The 25,689-nt window shown below is 41.1% G+C and carries 21 protein-coding genes; 15 read left to right on the forward strand and 6 right to left on the reverse strand.

The features are described 5' to 3' along the window. Positions 1-261: 261 nt before the first annotated feature. The 8 genes from ilvG (at position 262) to N523_RS0104755 (ending at position 9,433) form a co-directional block, all read left to right on the forward strand. Positions 262-1,911, forward strand: a complete 1,650-nt coding sequence (gene ilvG / locus N523_RS0104720) for an acetolactate synthase 2 catalytic subunit (RefSeq protein WP_028834466.1) — start codon at positions 262-264, stop codon at positions 1,909-1,911. After that, on the forward strand, positions 1,908-2,150 hold the full coding sequence (gene ilvM, locus N523_RS0104725; RefSeq protein ID WP_028834467.1) for an acetolactate synthase 2 small subunit: 243 nt from the start codon (positions 1,908-1,910) through the stop codon (positions 2,148-2,150). Before ilvG ends, ilvM begins: the two co-directional genes overlap by 4 nt. A 102-nt stretch (positions 2,151-2,252) precedes the next feature. Continuing rightward, the gene (gene ilvD, locus N523_RS0104730) at positions 2,253-4,109 is read left to right on the forward strand and encodes a dihydroxy-acid dehydratase (RefSeq protein WP_013463862.1); all 1,857 of its coding nucleotides are present in this window, start codon (positions 2,253-2,255) and stop codon (positions 4,107-4,109) included. Positions 4,110-4,111: 2 nt separating this feature from the next. After that, a complete protein-coding gene (gene ilvA, locus N523_RS0104735; protein ID WP_028834468.1) occupies positions 4,112-5,665 on the forward strand; it encodes a threonine ammonia-lyase, biosynthetic in 1,554 nt (517 codons plus the stop codon). A 144-nt stretch (positions 5,666-5,809) separates the two neighbouring features. Continuing rightward, positions 5,810-6,793, forward strand: coding sequence for an ABC transporter substrate-binding protein (locus N523_RS0104740; RefSeq protein ID WP_036949924.1), 984 nt, complete (start codon positions 5,810-5,812; stop codon positions 6,791-6,793). 133 nt (positions 6,794-6,926) lie between these two features. After that, entirely contained in the window at positions 6,927-8,111 is a 1,185-nt protein-coding gene (locus N523_RS0104745) for a methyltransferase (RefSeq protein WP_028834470.1), read from the forward strand. Positions 8,112-8,121: 10 nt separating this feature from the next. Next, positions 8,122-8,787 carry a carbonate dehydratase gene (can, locus tag N523_RS0104750; RefSeq protein ID WP_028834471.1) on the forward strand — a complete coding sequence of 222 codons (666 nt, stop codon included), beginning with the start codon at positions 8,122-8,124 and terminating at the stop codon, positions 8,785-8,787. A gap of 1 nt (position 8,788) precedes the next feature. Beyond that, positions 8,789-9,433, forward strand: a complete 645-nt coding sequence (locus N523_RS0104755) for an NAD(P)H-binding protein (protein WP_028834472.1) — start codon at positions 8,789-8,791, stop codon at positions 9,431-9,433. Between the two features lie 48 nt (positions 9,434-9,481). On the opposite strand, the gene ubiK is transcribed toward N523_RS0104755, so the two are convergent. Beyond that, positions 9,482-9,745 carry a ubiquinone biosynthesis accessory factor UbiK gene (gene ubiK, locus N523_RS0104760; protein WP_008112735.1) on the reverse strand — a complete coding sequence of 88 codons (264 nt, stop codon included), beginning with the start codon at positions 9,743-9,745 and terminating at the stop codon, positions 9,482-9,484. 113 nt (positions 9,746-9,858) lie between these two features. Here ubiK and rep point away from each other — a divergent pair, with 113 nt between their 5' ends. Continuing rightward, positions 9,859-11,877 carry a DNA helicase Rep gene (rep, locus tag N523_RS0104765; protein WP_016899315.1) on the forward strand — a complete coding sequence of 673 codons (2,019 nt, stop codon included), beginning with the start codon at positions 9,859-9,861 and terminating at the stop codon, positions 11,875-11,877. Positions 11,878-11,890: 13 nt separating this feature from the next. Here rep and N523_RS0104770 read toward each other — a convergent pair whose 3' ends face one another. The 3 genes from N523_RS0104770 to elbB form a co-directional block, all read right to left on the reverse strand. Continuing rightward, a complete protein-coding gene (locus tag N523_RS0104770; protein ID WP_028834473.1) occupies positions 11,891-14,455 on the reverse strand; it encodes a bifunctional diguanylate cyclase/phosphodiesterase in 2,565 nt (854 codons plus the stop codon). Between the two features lie 174 nt (positions 14,456-14,629). After that, positions 14,630-15,022 carry a c-type cytochrome gene (locus N523_RS0104775; RefSeq protein ID WP_016899314.1) on the reverse strand — a complete coding sequence of 131 codons (393 nt, stop codon included), beginning with the start codon at positions 15,020-15,022 and terminating at the stop codon, positions 14,630-14,632. A gap of 223 nt (positions 15,023-15,245) precedes the next feature. Beyond that, the gene (elbB, locus tag N523_RS0104780) at positions 15,246-15,893 is read right to left on the reverse strand and encodes an isoprenoid biosynthesis glyoxalase ElbB (protein ID WP_028834474.1); all 648 of its coding nucleotides are present in this window, start codon (positions 15,891-15,893) and stop codon (positions 15,246-15,248) included. 509 nt (positions 15,894-16,402) lie between these two features. On the opposite strand from elbB, the gene polA reads away from it, so the two are divergent. From polA to N523_RS0104795, 3 genes are all read left to right on the forward strand, one after another. Next, complete coding sequence (gene polA, locus N523_RS0104785) at positions 16,403-19,138, forward strand: DNA polymerase I (RefSeq protein ID WP_028834475.1); 2,736 nt, start codon at positions 16,403-16,405, stop codon at positions 19,136-19,138. 500 nt (positions 19,139-19,638) lie between these two features. Continuing rightward, positions 19,639-20,226, forward strand: coding sequence for a YceI family protein (locus N523_RS0104790; RefSeq protein ID WP_013463874.1), 588 nt, complete (start codon positions 19,639-19,641; stop codon positions 20,224-20,226). After that, positions 20,223-20,741 carry a DUF1285 domain-containing protein gene (locus N523_RS0104795; protein WP_013463875.1) on the forward strand — a complete coding sequence of 173 codons (519 nt, stop codon included), beginning with the start codon at positions 20,223-20,225 and terminating at the stop codon, positions 20,739-20,741. The genes N523_RS0104790 and N523_RS0104795 overlap by 4 nt, the downstream gene beginning before the upstream one ends. Here the strand turns inward: N523_RS0104795 and yihA are convergent, their stop codons facing one another. Further along, positions 20,742-21,398, reverse strand: coding sequence for a ribosome biogenesis GTP-binding protein YihA/YsxC (gene yihA / locus N523_RS0104800; RefSeq protein ID WP_013463876.1), 657 nt, complete (start codon positions 21,396-21,398; stop codon positions 20,742-20,744). Positions 21,399-21,679: 281 nt separating this feature from the next. On the opposite strand from yihA, the gene N523_RS0104805 reads away from it, so the two are divergent. The 3 genes from N523_RS0104805 (at position 21,680) to N523_RS0104820 (ending at position 24,157) form a co-directional block, all read left to right on the forward strand. Beyond that, the gene (locus tag N523_RS0104805) at positions 21,680-22,312 is read left to right on the forward strand and encodes a c-type cytochrome (RefSeq protein WP_013463877.1); all 633 of its coding nucleotides are present in this window, start codon (positions 21,680-21,682) and stop codon (positions 22,310-22,312) included. Between the two features lie 732 nt (positions 22,313-23,044). Next, entirely contained in the window at positions 23,045-23,629 is a 585-nt protein-coding gene (gene yihI / locus N523_RS0104815; protein ID WP_013463879.1) for a Der GTPase-activating protein YihI, read from the forward strand. 12 nt (positions 23,630-23,641) lie between these two features. After that, on the forward strand, positions 23,642-24,157 hold the full coding sequence (locus N523_RS0104820) for a DUF2489 domain-containing protein (protein ID WP_024602131.1): 516 nt from the start codon (positions 23,642-23,644) through the stop codon (positions 24,155-24,157). Positions 24,158-24,228: 71 nt separating this feature from the next. Here N523_RS0104820 and hemN read toward each other — a convergent pair whose 3' ends face one another. Continuing rightward, entirely contained in the window at positions 24,229-25,602 is a 1,374-nt protein-coding gene (gene hemN / locus N523_RS0104825) for an oxygen-independent coproporphyrinogen III oxidase (RefSeq protein ID WP_028834476.1), read from the reverse strand. Positions 25,603-25,689: the final 87 nt, after the last annotated feature.

A 25,689-nucleotide genomic window follows, 5' to 3' on the forward strand; every position in this document is an offset into this window, starting at 1 on the left:
GCCCTGAGCGCGGTACTAATATAAAAAGACAGCGAAACAAGATGTTCGCAATGACTAAATCTTAAATGGTACTGAATTTTATGCTTAAAAATGCACTTAACCTAGTCCTGATTATTATCGTGGTGATTATTCCCGCGAGGGCTTCGTAGTGCTTTAAAAAACTAAGCATTGAAAAGCCCTCCGCACTTAACCGTCCGGGGGGCTTTTTAGTTTTAGAGTTAAATTTTTAATGGGTTGTCACACAGGAATGAGGATTTACTAATGACAGGCGCAGAACTAACAATAGATTTACTCGCCAAACACGGCGTAGATGAAGTATTTGGCTACCCAGGTGGTGCTATTATGCCCATTTACGATGCCTTGTATGGTGCGCCTGTAAAACATTATCTTACTCGTCATGAGCAAGGTGCAGGGTTTGCCGCCGTGGGCTATGCACGCAGTACTGGACGTTTAGGTGTGTGCTTGGCAACATCAGGCCCTGGAGCTACTAATTTAATTACCGCATTGGCAGATGCCATGATGGACTCAGTGCCTTTACTTGCTATTACAGGGCAAGTACCAACCGCCGCTATTGGCTCTGATGCTTTTCAGGAAATTGACGTGCTTGGCATGTCGCTTTCGTGTACTAAACACAGTTACATGGTTGAGCGAGCAGAAGATTTAGCCGAAATATTACAAGAAGCGATGCATTTAGCACAAAGCGGCCGTCCAGGCCCCGTTTTAGTTGATATCCCCAAAGACATTCAAATGGCGCAGGTGCCTTTTAAACCTTGGTTAGCGGCAGATGAATACTTACCGCAACTTGATTTAAACCAAGTTGCTATCGCCAATCAATTACTCAGTGAAGCCAAGCAACCCGTAGCGTATGTTGGTGGGGGCGTTCATGCCGCTGATGCGCAAAATGAATTAATGCAATTTTTAAATAAAACGCAAATGCCTGCGGTTTCAACCCTTAAAGCATTGGGCAGTGTATTACCTGATTACGAATATGATTTAGGCATGCTAGGTATGCATGGTGGTCAAGCCGCTAATTTAGCGGTGCAAGAATGTGATGTATTAGTGTGTATTGGTGCTCGCTTTGATGACCGTGTAACAGGCAACTTAGCTAAGTTTGCTGCAAAAGCAAACGTGATTCATTTAGACATAGATGCAGCCGAGGTCGGTAAACGTAAACCCGCAAAGGCTTCTTTAATTGCTGATTTAAAAACCTCACTTCCCGCCCTTGAGTGCGTCGTTACGCCAAAAGCGTGGTGCGATCATAATAAACAAATGATGGTTAAGCATGCATGGCGCTACGACTATCCTGGTGAAAAAGTATTTGCCCCTTATTTACTTAATCAACTAAGCCAGCGTATGCCAAGCACCAGTGTTGTTTGCTGCGATGTGGGTCAGCACCAAATGTGGGTTGCGCAGCATATGAAATTTAACCATCCATGCAACCACTTAAGCAGTGGCGGTGCAGGCACCATGGGATTTGGTTTACCTGCGGCAATCGGCGCACAAATAGCGAGAAAAGATGACTTTGTGATCACCGTATCAGGTGATGGCTCAATCATGATGAATATCCAAGAGCTTGCCACTATTCGTCGTAATAATTTACCAGTAAAAATACTGATACTTGATAACCAGCGTTTAGGCATGGTACGCCAATGGCAGGAGTTATTTTTTGAAGGGCGCTATAGCGAAACTAACTTGTCAGATAACCCTGACTTTGTGCAGCTAGCGGCTGTTTTTGGTATTGCGGGGCAAACGATTACCCATGCCAACCAAGTGGATGATGCAATTACAGCCTTATTAAATAGCGATGGACCTTACATTGTTCATGCTTGTATTGATGATAAAGAAAACGTATGGCCACTTGTTCCACCTGGGGCTGCTAACGATGAAATGATGACGGAGAAAGCACAATGAAACACAGTTTAACTATTGCCTTAAAAAGCCAAAGTGTCGCAATCGAGCGCTTTTTACGTGTCGTGCGTCATCGTGGTTTTGATTTAACTCACTTGCAGCTCAATATGGACGATGGCCAATATAATATGGCCATGACGGTTGATAGCGATAAACCAATTTATTTGCTTACCAGTCAACTAAATAAATTGGTTGATGTGAAACATGTCACGCTGCAAAGCTTACAGCAACAAGCTGTATAACAAAAAATTTAACAGATTTTACGAGTAACTGCTCACGTGGTTACTCATCAATTTTTAGAATGAGGAATGCCCGCATTTTTTGCGGCAAATACTGAGGTAACTATGGCTAAATTAAGAAGTGCAACGACTACTGAAGGACGTAAACGCGCAGGCGCAAGAGCATTATGGCGTGCAACAGGCATGACCGACACCGACTTTGGTAAACCCATTATTGCTGTGGTTAACTCATTTACACAATTTGTGCCGGGGCATGTGCATCTTAATCAGCTCAGTGAACTAATGGCTGAAACCATCACCCAAGCGGGCGGTGTTCCAAAAGAATTTAATACCATCGCCATAGATGACGGTATTGCCATGGGGCACGGCGGTATGCTTTATTCACTGCCATCGCGCGATTTAATAGCCGACTCGGTAGAGTACATGGTCAATGGCCATTGTGCTGATGCGATGATTTGTATCTCAAACTGCGACAAAATCACCCCTGGGATGATGTTAGCGGCGCTGCGTTTAAATATACCGGTTATTTTTGTATCGGGTGGCCCTATGGAAGCGGGTAAAACTAAATTAGCCAATATCGATATTAAACTCGATTTAGTAGATGCCATGGTTAAAGGTGCCGATGAATCGGTAAGTGATGCCGACTCAGAGCAAGTTGAACGCTCTGCATGCCCTACCTGTGGGTCGTGTTCAGGGATGTTTACTGCCAACTCAATGAACTGTTTATTAGAAGCAATAGGCCTTGCGCTGCCGGGTAACGGTACCACGCTTGCGACCCACAAAGACCGTAAACAATTGTATGTTGAAGCAGGTGCTCGCATCGTTGATTTATGCCGCGAGTATTACCAAAAAGATAACCAAGACGTACTGCCTCGTGCCATCGCTAATAAAACCGCATTTATGAACTCTATGGTGGTTGATATTGCCATGGGCGGCTCATCAAATACGGTATTACATTTACTCGCAGCGGCACAAGAAGCTGGCGTTGATTTTGATATGTCACACATTGATGAACTTTCACGTAAAACCCCGTTTTTATGTAAAGTTGCCCCAGCTACCGCGCAATACCATATTGAAGACGTACACCGCGCTGGTGGCATGATGGCCATAGTACGCGAGCTTGGTAAAGCCGGCTTGGTTGATTTATCGGTTAATCATGTTGCCGGCATGACCATGGGTGAGCTGGTAAAAAAATGGGATGCAACGGATCCTAATAACGAAGTGGCGCGAAAGTTTTACCGCGCGGGTCCCGCTGGTATTCGTACTACTAAAGCCATGAGCCAAGATTGCCGTTGGGACGAAGGGGATAATGATCGTGAACATGGTTGTATTCGCAGTGTTGAACATGCATTTCGTCAAGATGGCGGCCTCGCGGTACTTTCAGGTAATTTAGCGGTTGATGGCTGTATTGTTAAAAGTGCCGGCGTTGTCGATGAAATGCTGCACTTTGAAGGCACTGCTGTTGTTTATGAGTCTCAAGATGACTCTGTAGAAGGTATTTTAAATGGTGAAGTAAAAGCCGGCGATGTAGTTGTAATTCGTTACGAAGGCCCTAAAGGCGGCCCAGGCATGCAAGAAATGCTATACCCAACCAGCTACTTAAAATCAAAAGGCTTGGCTGAAAAATGTGCCTTGATCACCGATGGTCGCTTCTCGGGTGGTACGTCAGGTTTATCAATTGGCCATGTGTCTCCCGAGGCAGCCAGCGGTGGCGCGATAGCTTATGTTGAAAATGGCGATAAAATTATCATCGATATCGCTACTCGAGAAATCACTTTAGCATTAAGCGATGAGGAACTCGAAGCTCGCAGGCAAAAACAATTGGCTCGTGGTAAACAAGCGTATAAGCCGCTTAACCGCGATCGTTATGTGTCATCTGCGCTTAAAGCGTATGCGCTACTAGCAACCAGTGCCGATAAAGGTGCGGTGCGTGATTTAGCCAAACTGGAGGAGCTTAGTTAGGTATGGTTTCTCAAGAACTCGATTATTTTCGCGCTATTATCCAAGCCAATATGGAGCCTTTAGCTAAGGTGACTGAGGTGAGTGAAATGGCCGAATTGAGTGCACGATTAGGTAATCATGTTTGGTTAAAGCGTGAAGATCAGCAACCGGTGTACTCGTTTAAATTACGCGGTGCTTTTAATAAATTAAATAAGCTGCCAAAGGGCTCGGTCGTGATAACCGCATCGGCAGGCAATCATGCTCAAGGGGTGGCGCTGAGTGCTTCACACCTAGGGCATAAAGCCACCATTGTTATGCCCGTAACGACGCCTGAAATTAAGGTTAATGCGGTAAGGGCATTGGGCGGGGAAGTCGTGTTACATGGTCATCAATTTGATACCGCAAAGGCGTATGCGCTTGAATTAACTGAGCAGCGAAACGGCGTATTTGTCCCTCCATTTGATGACCCCGATGTCATTGTTGGTCAAGGCACAGTTGCCCGTGAACTAATGCAACAGCTGAACGACTTAGACGTGGTATTTATTCCTGTTGGCGGCGGCGGATTGCTGGCGGGTATGGCGGTATACATTAAATCGCTGCGCCCAGATATCAAAGTGATTGGGGTCGAGGCTAATGAAAGCGCTTGTTTAAAAGCTGCCATGGAAGCGGGAGAGCCTGTAGAGCTAGAAAGAGTAGGAAGCTTTGCCGATGGTGTTGCCGTAAAAATAATTGGTAGCGAAACATTTAGACTGGCGCAAAAGTTTTGCGATGAAGTGGTGACCGTATCAGATGATGAAATATGTGCTGCCATGCAAGATATTTTTGTATCAACCCGTGCTATTGCCGAACCTTCAGGCGCACTTGCAACTGCAGGGCTTAAAAAATGGTCTCAGCAGTCGGGTTTAAAGGGGTTAAACTTAGCGGCTATTTTGTCTGGTGCTAATTTAAATTTTGATCGCTTACGCTATGTAGCTGAACGTACTGCATTGGGTGAGAAGAACGAAGCATTATTAGCGGTAACAATTGATGAAAAACGCGGTAGCTTTAAACAGTTTTGTGCATCTTTAGGTGGGCGCGCTATTACCGAATTTAACTATCGTTATGCGGGGCCTGGCGAGGCGCAAATTTTTGTTGGTATTGCACTGCGCCAAGGATTAGCAGAACTTGAGGAGCTTAAACAAAGCCTAACCGATAATGGCTATTCGTTTTGCGACTTGTCAGATAACGAATTAGCAAAACTTCATGTACGTTATATGGTTGGTGGTAAAGCGCCAGAGCAGCTACATGAACGCTTACTGCGGTTTGAGTTTCCAGAGTACCCAGGTGCATTAGCGCGCTTTTTAGATACACTGGGTAGTAATTGGAATATCACTTTATTTCACTACCGTAATCATGGCGGTTCAACGGGTAATGTATTGGCAGGTTTTGCTATTGAGCCAAGTCAATATGAGATGTTTAATGAGCACTTAAACCGCCTAGGTTACAGTGTTCAAGACGAAACCCATAACCCGTGTTTCACCCAGTTTTTAACCACACAACCTCAAGCAGAAAAGCTTGAAAAGCTCGCCTTAGCATAATCCTATTTTAAGCAGGCATCTTCTGTGGATGCTTGCTTTATCAGCTGCTTTACATATAGTTACGTTAATCACTACGTTTTTTGGAAACTCTCTTTGTTACTTAAAGGAATGATAATTAGCGCCTGCCTTTTTTGTAGCCAGTTAATGGCGCAGGAATCAGTCACACTACAATTAAAGTGGACACATCAATTTCAATTTGCGGGTTATTATATGGCTCAGCAAAAAGGGTATTATGATGAGGCCGGTTTAGACGTTACTATTGTGCCTGCAGATCAAAAACGACCCAATAGTTTTGGCGCGGTAGAGCGTGGTGAAGCCCAGTTTGGGGTTGCGCATTCTGGTATTTTACAGCAGCGTATTGCAGGTAAACCCTTTGTAGCCATGGCTGCCATATTACAGTTTTCTCCTTATTGCTGGATGGTCAAAGAAAGCTCTGATATTTTTCATGCCCGTGATTTTGTCAATAAACGTGTAAGTGAAGTGAGTAAAGAGAGCAATTCTGAGTTGTTAACTATGCTCAAGCGCAGCGGTATAAATATCGAAAAGTTGGCTATATACAAAGGCGATAAATTACAAAAAGCATGGATGGAAAATAAAATAGATGCCATCGAAGTCTATGTTACCGACTTACCTTATTATATGGATCAGCAAGGTATTGCTCATCGACTTATATGTCCACAACGTTATGGTATGGACGTATACGCAGATATTTTATTTACCAGTGATAACATGATTAAGTACCACCCCGATACGGTAGAAAAGTTTTACCAAGCGAGTTTAAAAGGGTGGCGTTATGCGGTAATGAATATGGATGAAGCCATCGCCATTACTCAGCAGTTTTATGCCCCTGAGCGTAGTTTTCATCAATTAGCTTATGAGGCCGAAGTGCTAAAAGGCTATATTGCGCCGCCAAGCACCAATGTGGGTAATATGTCGATGGCCAAATGGCGTTTAATTGCTGATTTATATGAGATTGACCAAACAAAGTTTGACGAAGTAAAAGCCGATTTTATTTATAAATATAAAAAACAAGAAACGTTGCAGCTTTCTTGGATGCTGATTGCGGCCATTATTATTAGTATTATTTCTATTCCCCTTTATTTACGGTTAATGTTCAAAGCACGCTAATGGCTAATTTAACCAATAGAAAAGGTGGGAAAGTTAAGTAATCCCCTTGCTCTGCGAGGTTAAAAAAATAACCGCTTAATTAGGCGCGAGTGTACTGGTATAATTTATTGCCTTTTTAATATTTTAAGCTGTTATGACCTTAACTGAGCAATTTACTGCCCTCGATTCGTTACTGATGAATACGCGCTCGTATTGGCAATGTACTGCGTTTGATTTTGACTGTTTACCGTGGCCTGAATTACACGACCCCCTAACTGCTTTAACTGATCAGGACGTTGCTGAGTTAGATACTGATCAAGCGCAACTTTATCAGTTTTTTTCACCTTACATACCCGGTATTGAGCAATTAAGCCAATTAGCTTCACTCCCTGTCATAACAAGCAGTCGAACGGATTATCCGTTTTGGATTAGTAACGGTATTAAAGGACGAAAGTTTACACAGCTACAAGACTTTGTTGGTGCGCTACCTGCCAATGAACAGCCTATTTTAGAGTGGTGTGCAGGCAAAGGCCATTTAGGACGAATGTTAGCTTTTAATGGTGCGCCGAGCGTGCACAGTATTGAGCTACAATCTCACTTATGTGAGCAAGGACAAAAAAGTGCGCAGCAACAGGGGCTTGCTATGCAATTTAGCCAAGCTGATGTACTCACAGATAACACTCAGGATTTTTTTAACCCACAAACCCATGCCGTTGCTTTACATGCCTGCGGTGCGTTACATCAAACTTTTATGCATCAAGCCAGTGCGGCCAAAGTAACACAAATTAGTTTTTCACCTTGTTGCTATCACTTGTTTACCGAGAATAATTATCAAGCAATGAGCGAACAGGCGAAGCGAAGTGCGCTTAATTTAACTCATCGAGATTTAAAACTCGCCTTGCAAGAAACCGTCACGGCTCCATCGCGAGTGGGCAAAGTACGAAAAACAGAAGTTGAGTGGCGACTCGGGTTTGATGCTTTAAGAAAGTCACTCACCGGTGAGTCGGCGTATGTTAGTGTGCCCTCAGTGAATAAAGCAATATTTTCAGATTCGTTTGAATCATTTTGTAAGTGGGCGGCAGATAAAAAAGCCTTAAAACTGCCAAAAGATATTGATTACAATAAATTTTTATTGATTGGGCAGGCGCGAAAAAAGATAACCGAGCGAGTTGAACTGGTTCGACATGTGTTTAGAAGAGCAATAGAAGTTTGGCTTGTGCTCGATCGTGCTTTATATTTGCAACAGCAAGGCTATAACGTCAGTGTTAGTACATTTTGTGAGAAGCAATTAACACCCCGTAATATTTTAATTTTAGCCAGTTTAACGCCCTCGACCTAAAAGAGATGTAATGAGAAATTTAAATAACCTACTAGAAAATAATAAACGCTGGGCATCTAGAACAAGCGAAGCTAACCCCGAATTTTTTAAAATTTTATCGATGCAACAAAATCCAGAATACTTATGGATTGGTTGTTCTGACTCACGAGTTCCTGCTAATCAAATTGTTGATTTATTACCGGGTGAATTGTTTGTGCATCGTAATGTTGCCAACGTGGTAGTGCACACAGATCATAATTGCTTATCGGTTATGCAGTATGCGGTCGAAGTATTAAAAGTTAAACATATTATGGTTGTTGGCCACTACGGTTGTGGTGGTGTACAAGCGGTATTAAACGAAGATCGCTTTGGCTTTATTGATAACTGGCTACGCCACGTTGGTGATGTAAAAGAAAAGCATTTAGAGCAACTTAATGCTCTACCAGAAAAACAGCGTCTTGATCGTTTAATTGAGCTTAATGTAATTGAGCAAGTGCGTAACGTATCGCGCACTAGCATTGTTCAAGATGCTTGGTTACGAGGTCAAGAGCTCACTGTGCATGGCTGGGTATATGGATTAGAAAACGGTCACTTGCATGATTTAGAGTCGGTAGTTAGCTGCGCTGAAGAAGAATGCACTAGCTATAAAAAAGCAGTACAACATGTACTGAACAAGTCAGCGGGTAGTCACGCTTAATATGGCTAAAACGGCGCTAATAATCGGCAGTACCGGCTTAGTGGGCAGCCAGTTATTACAACAGCTGTTAGCATCTCCTTGCTATACGAAAGTAGTGAGCTTATCGCGCCGCCAATTAGACTTTTCTCATCCTAAATTAACTAGCCATGTTATTGATTTTGAGAACCTGACACATTACGTTGAGTTATTCAAAGGTGACGTGTTTTTTTCCTGCTTAGGCACCACGCTAAAGCAAGCTGGAAGCGCAGCAGCACAGCGTAAAGTTGATTTTGAATACCAATTTATTTGTGCGCAAATGGCGGCCAATAACGGTGTTCCTCATTATTGTTTGGTGTCATCAAGTGGCGCAAATGCGCATAGCATGAGCCGTTACCTAAAAATCAAAGGGGAACTTGAGCAGCAGGTAAAGCAGCTTGGTTTTTCGCGCTTGAGTATATTGCAACCGTCTTTGTTAGTCGGCGAGCGATCAGAGCTTAGAATTGCAGAAAAGTTAGGTGAGGTGGTACTGCCACTGTTAACGCGTTTTGGCATCTTCAAACGGTATAGACCAATAACCGGTGAGCAAGTAGCTAATAAATTGCTAAGGGTGAGCATAGAGCAGCAACAAGCAACGGGTTACTATGTGCTCGACGAGCTATTTGAATAACTGAGTGATTAGCGCCATAAAGCAGGTTCGTCTATGGCGTTATATTTATTATTCTGCGTCTGTTTTTGCCGATAATTGCTGTTCAAGTATCGCTACTTTTGCTTCTAATTCAGTCAGCTTTTCACGGGTGCGGATCAGCACTTGGCTTTGAATATCAAACTCTTCACGGCTTACAAAGTCCATTTCGGCAAGCTTATTTTGTAACACTTGCTTGGTTTTACCTTCAAGTGTATCAGCCAGGTTTTTTACACCTTGTGGCATGTTATTAGTGATCTGTTTCGCAATTTCTTCAAGTTTTGCTGGGTTAATCATAGTCGTCCCTTGCCTGTTGCCTAAAATGATAATAACTAATATTACCTTATTGGCTAGGCGTATTGTAGTGATTACGTTAAAATTGCCCGTCTTTTTGCAATCAGCTGGTCGTTATGAAACTCAATCCTAAACAAGATGAAGCGGTAAAGTACATTAGTGGTCCTTGCTTAGTATTAGCCGGCGCAGGCTCGGGTAAAACACGAGTTATCACCAACAAAATTGCTTACTTAGTACAGAAGTGTGAGTATCAAGCGCGTAATATTGCGGCGGTTACCTTTACCAATAAAGCGGCTAAAGAAATGCGCGAGCGGGTTTTGCAAACCTTAGGAAAGCAAGAGTCTAAAGGTTTATGGGTCTCTACATTTCATACACTCGGGCTTGAAATCATCAAAAAAGAGTTAAAAACACTGGGTTTTAAGCCTGGTTTTTCGCTGTTTGACGACCAAGATACGAATCAACTACTCGGTGATTTAACCGAAGATGAGCTTAAAAAAGACAAAGACTTACTTAATCTACTTAAAATGCAAATTGGTAGCTGGAAGAATGAACTCATTTTACCAGAGCAAGCTATTCGCGAAGCCAGAGAGCCACAAAAAGCCTTGTTTGCTCAGTTATATGCGCGTTATCAAAATCAGCTTCGCGCTTATAATGCACTCGACTTTGATGATTTAATTATGATCCCCACGCTGCTTTTAAGCAGTAATGCCACATCACGTGAGCGTTGGCAGCAGCGTTTTCGGTATTTACTGGTGGATGAATACCAAGATACTAATACCAGCCAATACCAATTAGTAAAATTGCTGGTTGGTGAACGTGCACGCTTTACTGTGGTAGGAGATGACGATCAGTCAATTTACTCTTGGCGTGGTGCTCGCCCACAAAATTTGGTGTTATTAAGTAAAGATTATCCAGGATTAAGATTAATAAAACTAGAGCAAAATTACCGTAGTGCAGGGCGCATTCTTAAAGCGGCTAATATATTAATTGCAAATAACCCCCATGAGTTTGAAAAAAAGCTCTTTAGTGAACTTGGCTATGGTGAGCAAATTAAAGTCATTGGTTGTCGCGATGAAGAGCATGAGTCTGAGCGTGTGGTTGCAGAAATTATTTCGCATAAGTTTATGAAGCGCACCAGCTATAAAGATTACGCGATTTTGTACCGGGGTAATCACCAAGCGCGTGGTTTTGAAAAGTCGTTAATGAGTAACCGTATACCTTATAAAATTAGCGGCGGGATGTCGTTTTTTTCACGTTCTGAAATTAAAGATATCATGGCTTACTTACGTCTTTTAGTGAACCAAGATGATGACAATGCCTTTTTAAGAATCGTGAATACGCCACGGCGTGAAATAGGCACGGTGACGCTTGAAAAACTAGGCACCTTAGCCAATGAAAAACATCAAAGCTTGTTTGCCACCTGTTTTGATAACGACTTAGGATACAGACTAAAAGGACGTGGTTTTAATGCGTTAGCTGGGTTTGCCCGTTGGGTGGTTGAGCTGTCGGATAACGCTGTACGCAGCGATACCTTAGAAGCGGTCAAAGATTTAGTGCGAAATATTAATTATGAAGCCTATTTATATGAATCATCACCGAGTGCCAAAGCCGCCGAAATGCGGATGAAAAATGTCTCGGAGCTGTACCGTTGGATCACCGATATGCTGACTGGCGATGCCGATAATCCGCCAATGACGTTAGCTGAAGTGGTTAGTAAATTGACCCTGCGCGATATGCTAGAGCGTAACGAGGAAGAAGATGAAGCAGATGCAGTACAATTACTTACGCTGCATGCTTCAAAGGGACTCGAGTACCCTTATGTATTTATGGTAGGCATGGAAGAGGGGCTATTACCACACCAAGTAAGCATTGATGAGGATAATGTAGATGAAGAGCGCCGCCTTGCCTATGTAGGTATTACCCGCGCGCAGCAAGAGCTAACCTTAACGTATGCTAAAATTCGTCGTCAATTTGGTGAAACATCGCAAACGGAGCTCAGCCGGTTTGTGCAAGAGCTACCACAAGATGACTTAGCCTTTGAAAACAAAAAAGCGCCTAATACTCAAGCTGAACGCATGGAAAAAGGCCAAGCTCGGGTTGCAAATTTAAGGGCAATGCTAAAAAAACCACAATAGCATGTGTTTAGCGTTATTTTGATTCTGAGCTTATAAGTGTTGAACGTATCGCGCTTTTAAGTGGGTGCTGTTTGGCAACAAACAAGTTCAAGCCATGCTTATCTAAAAGGGCTCTGAAGTTTAATATTGACGGGCCTTTAGCAATCACTTTAATGTGTTTAAGTTTAGTGATAGCCAGCAAACCTTGTAGCTGCAAGTCATAGCATTCCTGCTGCAATATTCGTTTACTGAAAGTGGAGCTTAATAGTAAGTAATCAAATTCTATTTCGGTCACTAAATTAAGCTCGCATTTATCCTTTGCGAAATTATTTAGACCAATAGAGTAGCCCAGCGCTTTAAGCTGTTTTAAGTTTTCTAGTTGCAGCGCACTGGCGTAACGTAATTCTTGATCATCAAACAACAAACAAAGTGGATCAATGTTTAATGGCTGCTTTAGTGCAGCAGTTAATAAAGAGAACTCATGATTTTCTAAAAGCAGACTTGAGCAAGGCAGAAGAGCAACGCTTATTTCAGAGTCTTTCGCTTGTTGATACGCTTGTAAAATCAGTTGGAGTTCTACTTTTATATGCTGTTCTTTATCACTTGCAAATTTCTTTAAAATATCAAAACTAGTAAAGCCAAGTACAGGGTGTTCACCAAACGCTTCAAATAATGAGGCATATTGATAATGCTCATCCATAGAAATAATATCTGAGCTACGAAACGTCATAGGTAATACATCAAGATGGTGCAATGTTTGTGACTCATGTTGCAGCATTGGCTCTGTGAGTAACGGGTGAAATAATTCGAAGCGATTTTTACCAGAGTTTTTAGCGTAATACATTGCGGCATCAGCATCTCTAATAATTTCATCTGTATGTTTATAGCTTTGTTTTGAATAAGTGATACCAATACTCGCGCCGCTTTGCACACAAATACCTTTTGTACAGAAAGGTTTTCGCATGATGTTGATGATTCGATTTGCAACATCTTCAGCTTGGTTTGGCTCGGTTAAATGAGTGAGTAAAATTACAAATTCATCTCCCCCTAAGCGTGCTAATAAATCATGCTCACGGATACATTGAGAGAACAACTGACCCACGCTAATTAAAAATTCGTCTCCGGCATGGTGCCCAAGCTGGTCGTTTATATCTTTAAATTTATCAAGATCAATAAACAGTACCGCAAAGTGCTCATCAGGGTGACGTTGGTAAAACTGTAGCGTTTTTTCTAGCTGCGTTAAAAATAAATTACGATTAGGCAAGCTTGTTAATGAGTCATGGTGCGCATCGTGATACAGCTGCTGCTCTATTTTTTTACGCTCATCAATTTGCATCTGTAAATGCAAATTTGCTTGGCTTAGCTCTTTGGTTTTTTCGTTTACTCGAGAAGCGAGCTCTTGGTGGCTCTTTTTCAGCGCCTGTGAGGCTAATTTTGTTTGTAATACCGTGGCAATTTGATGCGATACAAAGGTTATGAGTTCTGCATCATCTTGTGTGAAAAGATGTTCATTATTATAAGCTTGGCAAACAATTAAACCTATAACCCCTTGCGATGTTTTGAGCGGAGCGCCAAGCCAGCTGGTGGCTCTTCTAGATTCATCAATTGGTTTTTCACGCTCTACAATGCCACTATCTAATAACTCTTGTGCTCTTTGCGGGTGAATTATTTGTGTTTCTTCGGTGCTGATCACCAGCTCACTGTACCCTTTTGCAAAGCGCCTTGGTTGGGTGCTGCCTTGAAATTCGTCAACACTGTAAGGAAAACTAATCCAGCCCGTTTCTTTATCATACAAGGCAATATAAAGATTTTTTGCGTAAGTAATGGTTTTTATTATTTCGTGTATTTGAAAATAAGCATCATCTAGGTTTTTAGCTTGAGTTGTCAGCTCTGAAATTTTAAATAATATTTGCTGGCGTTGCAGGGCGCTTTTTCGCTGTTGTATTTCAACATTTAAAGCATCATTGCTTTGCGTTAATGCACGGGTTCTTAGTTTTACTTCTGATTCGAGCAACTCTCGTTTCTTAACGCGTTCAATAGCTGTCGCTAAATAAAGTGACATTGCTTCAAGTAGGTTTATTTGTTGCGAACTATAACCTTGCTCAGTGTCGTAACTTTGCGCTGCTAATACGCCAATAATATTTTTTTCTTGATAAACTGGAACGCCTACCCAGTGTTCTGCAGGTGTACCTAATGCTTTAAATAAGCCTTGCTGTGCAGCATCATGCATTTGTTGCTTAGTGAAATAAGTGGTCTTTCCTTGCTTAAACACATAACCCGTTGCGCCTTCTTCAAAATTATTCTCCCGATTAAGTGGTACAGAAATTCCATCTTTTTCATCAGAAAAATAAGACAGTTCCAACTGTTGTGATTGCGGCTCAACAAGCACCACATAAAAGCTTTTACTCGGGACATACTTTTGTAAGATGTCATGAATAGCTGGGTAAAGTAAGGTTAATTCGGCAACAGTACTTGCTTGCTCTGATAGCTGTATCAGGGCATTGTGGAGGTGGTAGGCATGTTTGTACTTTTTCAATAGTGCTTTTAGTCGTTTATTTTGGCGCACTACGCTACTCGGTACAATGAGTTTATCTTCCAATGATGTTTAACCAGTTATAATTTTTTGTATAGTTATTAATCATTATAGTTCCACTTTTAACATTTTGCGTCAAGTAGATATTTATCTTAATTATGCTGCGAAAAGTCGATAATTAGAAACAAAAAAGGCTTACTGTGAGTAAGCCTTTCATTTATAGTTTTAGCCTGACTGATTTTATTTAGCAGTCATAAAGTCGATTGCTGCGCTTATTTCATCATCAGAACAATCCATACATGTACCACGTGGCGGCATTGCATTGAAGCCGTTGATTGCATGATCTAATAAGGTATCTTTTCCTTTAGCAATACGAGGAGCCCAATCGTCAGCTGATTTAGGAGCGCCTAAAGCACCTGTACCATGACAAGCAAAACAGGCCGCTTGATATACTTGCTCGCCTGAACGAGGCCCTGTTGGTGCAGCAACCGCTACTTTTTCACCTTCAAGGTAAACAGCACCGATAGGCGCTAAACGTTTTTTAATTGCATCTTCAGTCATAGAGTTATCATATGGCTGTGCGTATGCGGTGGTTGCTAGCACAAGTAATGCTGCAGCTGATAGTTTTTTCATTTTGCCTTGCCCACTTCAATTTGAACGTGATCAATCACGATTTTAAATGACGGAATTTAAACCAATTATAACTCCACTAAGTCATTTATAAAATGCTCAGAGTCGATTTTATTTAGAAATACGACTAATGATTGTCTTAACTCAATAAAATTACATGGTTTAGCGCATAGTTAAATTATAAAACGGGATCATCACGCCTTTAATGCGATCAAAGCCCTTACGACTAACTCATAGCTAATACGTTACGCACTAACTTATCGATTCCTGCATCAGCATCCATAATAGACTGTGCCAACATATAGGCCGGTGTCGTAACGAGTTTATTGCTTTTATCAATAACAATATCATCCACTTTACACTCTACGTGTTCAGCGCCTAATGTGCTAAGAGCCTCGGCTGTGTCGCTATCATTACCAATAGTAAGCTGAGGTTTATGATAAATAAAAGGCAATAGAGCCGGTGCAATACACATGTAACCAGTGGCTTTTTTTGCATCCGCAAACGCTTTACAAGCGCTAAGTACTGCCTCGTTTACTTTAGCGTTAGTGCCATTAATAGCAAAGTCAGATAGATTTTTAGCTACCCCGAAGCCTCCAGGGACAATGAGTGCATCAAATTGTGTAACGTCTAATTCAGCGAGTGACTTTATATTGCCACGGGTGATGCGAGCTGATTCAACTAATACATTTCGCGGCTGTGCTATTTCTTCACCAGTGATGTGATTAATGGTGTGGTACTGCTCTATATCAGGTGCAAAGCACTGATACTGAGCATTATTTTTTTCAATGTGTAATAAAGTCAGTACCACCTCATTAATTTCACTACCATCAAACACACCACAACCTGCTAAAATTACAGCTATATTTTTCATATCATTTCGCTCCATTAAAGTCTCTTAAATAAAGTTTAACACGATGAATCAGCCGATTTAAAAATTTATTTGCTCGTTTTTTAGGCGCAAAGCACGTTGTTATGCGCTATATGCCATTTAGTGATTAGTAGCCATGAAAAAAATTATAAAGGATCGCTATGATCTTTGATCCATTATGCTAGAATGCTCATCCAGTTATTTAAATGGACGTAAATAATTAAGGTGGGTTATAAAACCAGTGACGGTATAAATGCTTTTTCCACATTAATAGAAAAATAATAAAAAAGAACCTCGAATTATCTTTTTTAAACAAAACAATAAATTACAAATTAATCTAGGCATTTCAAGATGCTTCGGATGAATTGCTTGTGGGTGTTATCTACATAGTTATCCACAACTTACTAAAAATGTAGCGCGATTACTCACATTAATTCACAGTCGTTTTATTTACTGCCTTATGGCATGCTTACACTCATATTACTTTTTTGTATTTAGGATCCAATTTTACCATGGCTCAGATCCCCGAAAACCCGCTTATTTTAGTTGATGGCTCTTCATATTTGTTTCGTGCTTATCATTCACCACCACATCTAACCAACTCTAAGGGTGAGGCCACCGGTGCCATTTATGGCGTGGTAAACATGCTTAAAAGTTTGATCAAACAATATGATCCCTCACATATGGTGGTGGTATTTGACGCCAAAGGTAAAACCTTCAGAAATGATATGTACAGTGAGTATAAAGCGAACCGTCCGCCAATGCCTGATGATCTGCGTACTCAAATAGCGCCGCTGCACAGTATTATCAAAGCAATGGGTTTTCCGTTAATTAGTATTGAGGGCGTGGAAGCCGATGACGTAATCGGTACTTTTGCACGGATTGCCTCTGAGCAACAACGTCATGTGCTGGTATCGACTGGTGATAAAGATATGGCGCAGTTGGTCAATGAGCATGTAACCTTGATTAATACCATGACCGACAGTATTTCAGATCCCGAAACTGTGGTTGAAAAGTTTGGTGTTGGACCTGAACTTATTATCGATTATTTAGCTTTAATGGGCGACAAAGTAGATAATATTCCTGGCGTTGAGGGTTGTGGACCTAAAACAGCAGTTAAATGGTTACAAAAGTACGGATCGCTTCAGGGCGTAATTGATAATGCTTCTGATATAAAAGGTAAAATAGGCGAGAAACTGGCAAAAGCGATTGATCATTTACCGTTAAGCTATGAGCTTGCCACTATTAAATGTGATGTTGAGGTTGAATCTGATCTTGATACTTTTAAATTACAAACACCGAATAAAGACGAATTAATTGCCTTATACGGTGAATGTGAGTTTCGTCGTTGGCTAGCTGAATTGCTAGACAACCCAAAAGATGCCGACACACATTTAGCAGTACCAACGCAAGAGAATGAGCTGCCAAAAGTTGAAGATGCGCACTATGAAACTATTTTAACTGAGGCCCAATTTGAGACATTAATAGAACAGCTTAATGAAGCTGAGCTATTTGCTTTTGATACAGAAACAACCAGTTTAGAGTATATGAAAGCGCAATTGGTCGGTATGAGCTTTGCGGTTAAAGCAGGGGAAGCTGCTTATTTACCAATAGCACACGATTACCCCGGTGCGCCCGATCAGTTAAGCCTTGAATTTGTGATGCAAAAGTTGGGGCCAATATTAGCAGACGAAAATAAAGCTAAAGTAGGTCAAAATCTAAAATACGACAAAAGCGTGCTTGCCAATGCAGGCTACGAATTAAATGGTATTAAGTTCGACACTATGCTGGAGTCTTATGTATTTAATAGCGTAGGCACCCGTCATGATATGGACTCGTTGGCGCTTAAATACTTAGGCCACAAAAATATTAGCTTTGAAGATATTGCTGGTAAAGGTAAAAAGCAGCTTACATTTAATCAAATAGAACTTGAAAAAGCAGCGCCTTATGCCGCTGAAGATGCCGATATTACTTTGCGCTTGCACCAAGTGTTATGGCCGAAACTTGAAGCGGATGAAAAACTAAAATCGGTGTTTGAAGATATAGAAATGCCACTAGTAAGTGTTATTTCTGATATTGAGCGCACCGGTGTTGCTATCGACAGCAACATGTTGGCCACGCATAGCCAACGTTTAGGTGAGCGATTACTTGAGCTTGAAAAAGAAGCCTTTGAAATCGCGGGCGAACCGTTTAACTTAAGCTCACCAAAGCAACTACAGGTGCTGTTATTTGAAAAGCTCGAATTGCCCGTTATCAAAAAAACACCTAAAGGCGCGCCCTCTACAGCAGAAGAAGTACTACAAGAGTTAGCGCATGATTACCCATTGCCTAAAGTGATTATTGAGCATCGTGGTTTATCTAAGCTCAAATCAACCTACACCGATAAGTTACCCTTGATAGTCAATGAACGCACGCAGCGAGTGCATACTTCTTATCACCAAGCGGTAACAGCAACAGGTCGATTAAGCTCAAGCGATCCTAATTTACAAAATATTCCTATTCGTTCAGAGGAAGGGCGTCGTATTCGTGAAGCGTTTATTGCCGCAGATGGGTATAAAATTGTGGCTGCCGATTACAGCCAAATAGAACTGCGTATTATGGCGCATCTCTCGCAAGATAAGGGATTACTAAGCGCATTTGCTAATGGCTTAGATGTTCACAGTGCCACGGCTGCTGAAGTATTTGGGGTTGAGCTTGAAGAGGTAACATCAGATATGCGCCGTAAAGCTAAAGCGGTAAACTTTGGCTTAATTTATGGCATGTCAGCATTTGGCTTAGCACGTCAACTTGATGTACCACGCCATGAAGCGCAGCATTATATTGATAAATATTTTGAGCGTTTTCCAGGTGTTTTAGAATACATGGAAACAACGCGTGAGAAAGCGGCCGAAAATGGCTATGTAGAAACAATTTTTGGCCGTCGCTTACATTTACCAGAAATAAATGCGCGCAATGGCGCTCGTCGCAAAGGCGCTGAGCGCGCAGCAATTAATGCGCCGATGCAAGGCACTGCGGCTGATATTATTAAAAAAGCGATGTTAAGCGTGCATACTTGGGTTAATCAGCAAGCACCTAATACAGTTAAGCTGCTCATGCAGGTACACGATGAATTGGTATTTGAGATTAAAACAGAATGTACTGAGCAATATACCAAACAGATTTGTAAGCTGATGTCACAAGCGGCGCAGTTAGATGTACCACTTATTGTTGAAGCTGACGAAGGTGATAACTGGGAACAAGCACACTAATTTAGCGCTACTGTACTGGTTTTAATATAGGCCAAATACAGAGTCCAAAAAGAGAATCATAAAGCGCCGCTAGGCGCTTTTTCTTTATCTTGCAGGTTAAAAAAAAGTTAAATTAAACAGCAGTTTGTATTAAATCGTTAGAGGTTCGTCAATTCGCTACGATTATCAATAATATGCTTGTATTTTTACACTTGCTTTTGGTAAAGTGCCGCCCGTCCTCATCCTGTAGGACATCCTGTTGATGATGCATCGTAAGATGCAACGTATTAATAGCTTCTCCCCAGTTTGCTATATCGGCCTATCATATATTTGATGGGCCGTTTTTTTATTGCCTTGCATCCAAGCGTTAAATTTATTCTCTAATTGCACTTAGCGTTTCAAGTGATACCATCAGTCTACTTAGCATTTTCGATTTACCACACAGTAACTAATGATTTTCAGCTGGGCTGATCAAAGTATTATTTTTACCGGTATAAGTCTTTTTATTTTAGGAGTGCATTATGTTTAAAACGTTAGCTATCGCAGGTTTATCTTTATCATGTTTACTAGTTTCAGGTGCTGCATCGGCAAACTGGCAACTATTGAACGATAAAAGCCAATTAAGTTTTGTATCAATTAAAAAAAATAGCATTGCTGAAGCAAGTCACTTTACTCAGTTAGCTGGGCAGCTGAGCGATCAGGGTCAATTTAGCGTAAACGTTGATTTAACCTCAGCCGAAACCTTTATCCCTATCCGTAACGAACGTTTAAGTAAGATATTGTTTGAGTCTGACACGTTTGCAAACGCAGTATTAACCGCTGACTTATCTGATAAGTTGTCACTTATTAAGCAACCAGGGCAGTACGTATTAAAAGGTATTAGCGCTGAGCTAGACTTTCATGGTCATAAAAAGCCACTTGCTGTTGATGTACTCGTAAGCAGTGCGGCCAATGGAGATTTAAGTGTGGCATCATTCACTCCTATCATTATCAACAGTGATGACTTTAAGATCACCGAAGGGGTAATGCAGTTACAAAAATTAGCCGGATTACCTTCAATTGCTACTGCCGTGCCAGTTACTTTTGCACTGACATTTAAAAAACAGTGATTTCACTTAACGAGCTTAGCAAGCAACTCAGCGAGCCAAGCAAACCTTTTGAACAATGGCAGCCCGCTCACTGCGGGCAGTTACCATTATTGATTGATGAGCAAGGTAAATGGTTTTACGCAGGTAGTGAAATTACCCGTCAATCAATGGTGAAACTTTTTGCCAGTGTATTATGCAACGAAGATGGGCAGTTTTACTTAAAAACACCCGTAGAAAAAATCGCGATTGAGGTGAAGGATGCGCCTTTTATTATTGTAAATTGGCATAGTGAAAAGACATCAGAGGGAAGTGTTATTTGTTGTATTGATAACTTAAACCGTACATGGTTATTAAGTCGTTCTGAGTCACTTTATATCAATGACTACAAAGGCGCGGCTGTGCCTTATATGCAGTTACCCTACGGCTGCTTTGCGCGAGTTGCGCGAAATGTGTTTTATCAGTGGGCTGAAATAGCCGAAACAGATGAGCTCGGCTATTTTATTACCTCCGCACAGCAGAAATTTTACTTACAGTAATTATTCGCTATCTGGCGCTACTAAATCAGCAGGTGGAACGGCCACGATTGGGCCTAAATACCACTCATCTAGCTTTTTAGCGACTTCTGGTAAGCCGGTGCCTTTAAGTGATGAAAATGCATGAACCGTAATATCGCCATCTAATTCACTTAACTCACGACGTACGCTAAGAACTTGTGATTTACGCGGACCTTGCTTTAGCTTATCGGCTTTAGTTAATAGTGCCAATACCGGAATTTCACTGCCTACAGCCCAATTAATTAAGTCGCGGTCTAAATCTTTTAATGGATGACGAATATCCATTAATACCACAATACCTTTTAAACTTTGACGTTTTTGCAGGTATTCGCCTAGCGATTTTTGCCATTTCTTTTTCATTTCAATCGGCACTTTTGCAAACCCATAGCCAGGTAGGTCAATTAGGCGCATATTATCTACATCGGCAAGTTCAAAGGTGTTGATCAGCTGAGTACGGCCGGGTGTTTTACTGGTTCGTGCTAACTTTTGATCGGTTAGGGCATTTAGCGCACTTGATTTACCTGCATTAGAGCGACCGGCAAACGCGACTTCAATTCCCGTATCAGCAGGTAATTTAGTGATGTCTGGCGCGCTTGTAACAAAAGACGCAGTGTTATACTTGATACGAGATTTGAGCACAGGCTCTCCTAAAACTTAAAAAAATAACATTGGGTAAACCAAATTCACCCGTGGCGCGTATTTTATACTATAAAGTAGCTATTAAAAAGTGTATTTGAGCATGTAAGATCATTGCTGACAGTACATTTTAACTGGCTTAGCGTTTAATTTTACTCAAAACCCTATAATTTATAGGTTTAATGTGTGTAGAAAACGTGCCAGAGAATTTAATATCGTGTAGAATATAAAAATCACAACATCCATATTGTAGATGATACAGGGTCGGAAACAGAGAATTCACCATGAAAAAAATAGCACTATCTTTAACTATATTGCTTGGTGCGTTGTCAGCAAGCAACGCAACAGCATTTGATGGCGATGTAAACGCAGGTAAAGAAAAATCAGCAACGTGTGCGGCTTGTCACGGCCCAGACGGTAATGCGCCGGTTAACATCTACCCAAAAATTGCAGGCCAACACGCAGATTACATATACAAGCAACTTACTGAATTTAAATTAGGTATGACTTCGGGCGGTAAAGAAGGTCGGATGAATCCAGTAATGAGCGGTATGGCAATGCCATTAAGTGATCAAGATATGAAAGACTTGGCTGCTTACTTTGCTTCTTTGAACATGTCTGAAGGTGCTACACCGAAAGATGTTCAAGAAACAGGCGCAATGTTATATAAAGCAGGTGATGCTGAGCGCGGTATCCCATCATGTGCGGCTTGTCATGGTCCACGTGGTAATGGCTCTTCACTTGCTAAATTCCCAAAGATTTCTTTCCAACATCCAGAATACATCAAGTCACAACTTGAACAGTTCAGAGATGGTGTTCGTAATAACGACCTAAATGGTGTTATGCAGGACATTGCAAAGAAACTAACAGATAAAGACATTGAAACACTCTCTAAATACCTTGGTGGTCTACACTAAAGTCGTATTTATTTAGATGTTGTTAACATAATATAATGTTAATTAGTGAAAAAGGCAGCTTTAGCTGCTTTTTTTGTGCCTGCCGTGACCGATAAAGCTCCTTCTCTTGTAAGACATTGACCATACTTTGGTGTAAGAAAAATCTCATTTTATTTTTATTTTTTAATGTAACTTATTGTTATTTATATTTTTTAGTGTTTTTTGTCATATGTAGTACAAGAAAAAAGATATAAATTAGTTGTAACAAAATTATTAACGAGTAAATTAACCCCTGTCGCAAAAACAATAACAAATAGGAAAACGTTATAAGGATAGTAGCGCGGCACGACTGAATAGCACATAGAGTGTGCTACCAAAGGAAATATCAAAAAAGTGTTAGGAAGACCGAAAATAATAAAATACTCATGGAAGTTTAATAATAAAAACAAAATGGAATGCTACACGGAAGATAAATAATAAAAATACGGATAGAAAATAATAATAAAAACAATAAAGACTAAAAAGTCGAAGGGAGAAGTGTCCATATAATGGCGCTCAGATTAGTAGGCGGTAGAGATGTTTTCTCTACCGCCTTTTTATTTGTCCTGTTACAATACCCCCCGTTTAAAAAAAGCACCTTAACTGTGCTTTGGCGCGCAAAACGCCCAAACTGAATTCTCCTGGCTAGGCCAGCACCGCGATGCCCATTGAGTTGCGCCTCGCTCAAAACCTCTTAAGTGAGACGATCAAGATATGAGTAGAAAGAAAAAGTCACGTAAAATTCCATCAAATGGTCCCGTTCGTTTAAGTCAAGATAAGCTTAAAGAAATGCGCGCATTGAAAGAGCAACGTGTTAAAAAAACTAAGGGCGCTAAGCCTGGTTCACGTAATGCACCGGATGCATTGAGTAATGACACTCAAAAAGCAGGTTCGGCTGCTAAAGATAAACGCGTTGGTAGTAAAAAAGCAGTGCCATTAGTTGCACCTGCTGCTGAACCAAAAATCGAAATGAAACGTAACCTTAAACCTGTAGCAGAGCTTAAAAAGGCCGTTGAACCAGAATTAACGCCTGAACAAGAGTTAGAAGCCCTTGAAAATGATGAGCGCTTACTTAAATTAGTTGAGCGTCATGAGCAAGGTGAAATGCTAACGGGTAAAGATGCAAAATACTTCAATAGCCGTATAGCGCGTCACCAAGTGCTTTGTAAATTATTAGGCATTGAAGATGAAGAAGAGTTTGAAGATGACTTCAGCGATGAAGACAGTAATTCAGACTTTGATCAATACCTATCAAACGATCTAGCGAATGAATGGCTAGATGACGACGAAGATAAGTAATAAGGACACGCAATGAGTACAGCAGTGATCTTAGCCTTAGTTGTAGGTGCTGCTATTATAGCGGGCTTGGCATTTTATGCGGGTCAGTTACTCTACAAGCTAAATGTGCAAAAAAAGCTAATTAGCAAAAAACAGGCAGAGCAACAGCAAAAGCTAAAACAGTCGCGTTTAAAGCGTAATGCGAAGTTAGCCGATAGTATTCATTTAATTGCACGTGCTATGAATGAAAAGCAATGTGATTATTCTGAGGGGTGCTTACGTATTTGGGTGCTTATGTCGCAATATAGTTTTGATACTGAGCGCGACCTAACGAGTGCATACCCGGGTATTTATAAAATGTACGACGTGGTAAAAGAAATGCCAACCCATGATTCGCGCAAAAAGTACGCTAAAAAAGAAATTTTTAAGCAAGACACGGCGCGCTGGCGCGCAGAAGAATCACTGAGTGATGAAATTGAAGCTGACTGTAAAAAAATTATTGTTGAGTTTAAAGCAGCCCAAGGCAGCGAAAACGTGGTTTTTAACTAGCGCTTAGATTTTACGGCATATATAAAAAAAGCAGACCTTGGTCTGCTTTTTTTATGCGTGCTAGTTTTAAATTATATAACGCGTGAGAAGCGAGTGGCATTTATCTGTTTTTGTAAATGCGCATCAAAGCACATACAAATAATACGAATAAATAAATTCCCTTTTGGTGTTACGCTAATTAGGTTGTTTTCTATTGTTACCATTTCATCGGCAATTAATGGTGCGAGTGCCTCTAAAGCATCTTGAAAGTAGTCATTAAAGCTGATTTTATGTCTGTTAGCGAATACGCTCATATCAAGCTCAAACTGGCAAATAAGCTGCTTAATCGCATCGGCGCGAATAATATCATCTTGGGTTAAATGCATGCCTTTATTAATGGCACTGCCTGCTTGCTCATCAACTGCTTGATAATAATGTTTTAACTCTTTTTTATTTTGTAATATCGCTGTGCCTATTTGTGAAATAGACGAGACACCTAAGCCCAATAAGTCGCACTCGCCATGAGTGGTGTAGCCTTGAAAATTACGATGCAGCTGATTCGTATTTTGTGCAATGGCTAGCTCATTATCAACTTTTGCAAAGTGATCCATACCTATAAATTGATAGCCCGCCTGCGTCATTTGCTCTAGGGTATTTTTAAACATGGTGAGCTTATTATGCGCACTGGGTAAATCGGCGTCTTTAATTTTACGTTGGGCGGCAAAACGTTCTGGTAAATGAGCGTAGTTAAATACTGAAACGCGGTCAGGGTTTAAGGCAATAAGTTGCTCAATCGTTTGCGTAAAGCTCTCAGGTGTTTGTAGTGGCAGGCCATAAATCATATCAGCATTAATTGATTTAAAGCCCAACTGTTTTGCTTGGGTAATTAATTGCTTTACCTCATCAACATGCTGAGGGCGATTAACAGCTAGCTGAACCTGATCATTAAAATCTTGAATACCAAATGACACACGATTAAACCCCAACTCGCTTAAATCAACCAGCATATTGTCAGCCAGTGAGCGAGGGTCGATTTCGATACCGCGCTCGCAGGTATCGCTAAAGTTAAAGTGTTGCTCTAGCAGCTTTACTAAGCGCGTCATTTGCGCTGCGGTTAAAAAAGTTGGTGTGCCGCCCCCCAAATGTAATTGCTCAACCCGATAATCTTGAAACAGCGGTGCTTGTGCTGCAATTTCTTTAGCTAAAAAGTCTAGGTAGGTATCGGCTTTAGATTGGTGGCGAGTAATGACTTTATTACAGCCACAGTAATAACAAAGCTGACTACAAAAAGGAATATGAATATATAAAGACAACGAACGGGTTTGCGATGATTCAATAGCGCTAATCAAATCTTGTTGCTGATAACCATCAGCTAACGAAAGTGCGGTCGGGTAAGACGTATAACGCGGGCCCGATACATTGTATTTGTTTATTAAAGTTTGATCCCATTGAGGAAGTTTAATCATCACGCGCACCTTATCTTTTAAGTTGCTGCGTATTGTAAAAAAGCAAAGGGGAGGAGGTTTTGATCTACAACAAAAAAAGGTGCCGCA

Source organism: Pseudoalteromonas sp. 23_GOM-1509m (assembly GCF_000518425.1).
GTDB lineage: Bacteria > Pseudomonadota > Gammaproteobacteria > Enterobacterales > Alteromonadaceae > Pseudoalteromonas > Pseudoalteromonas tetraodonis.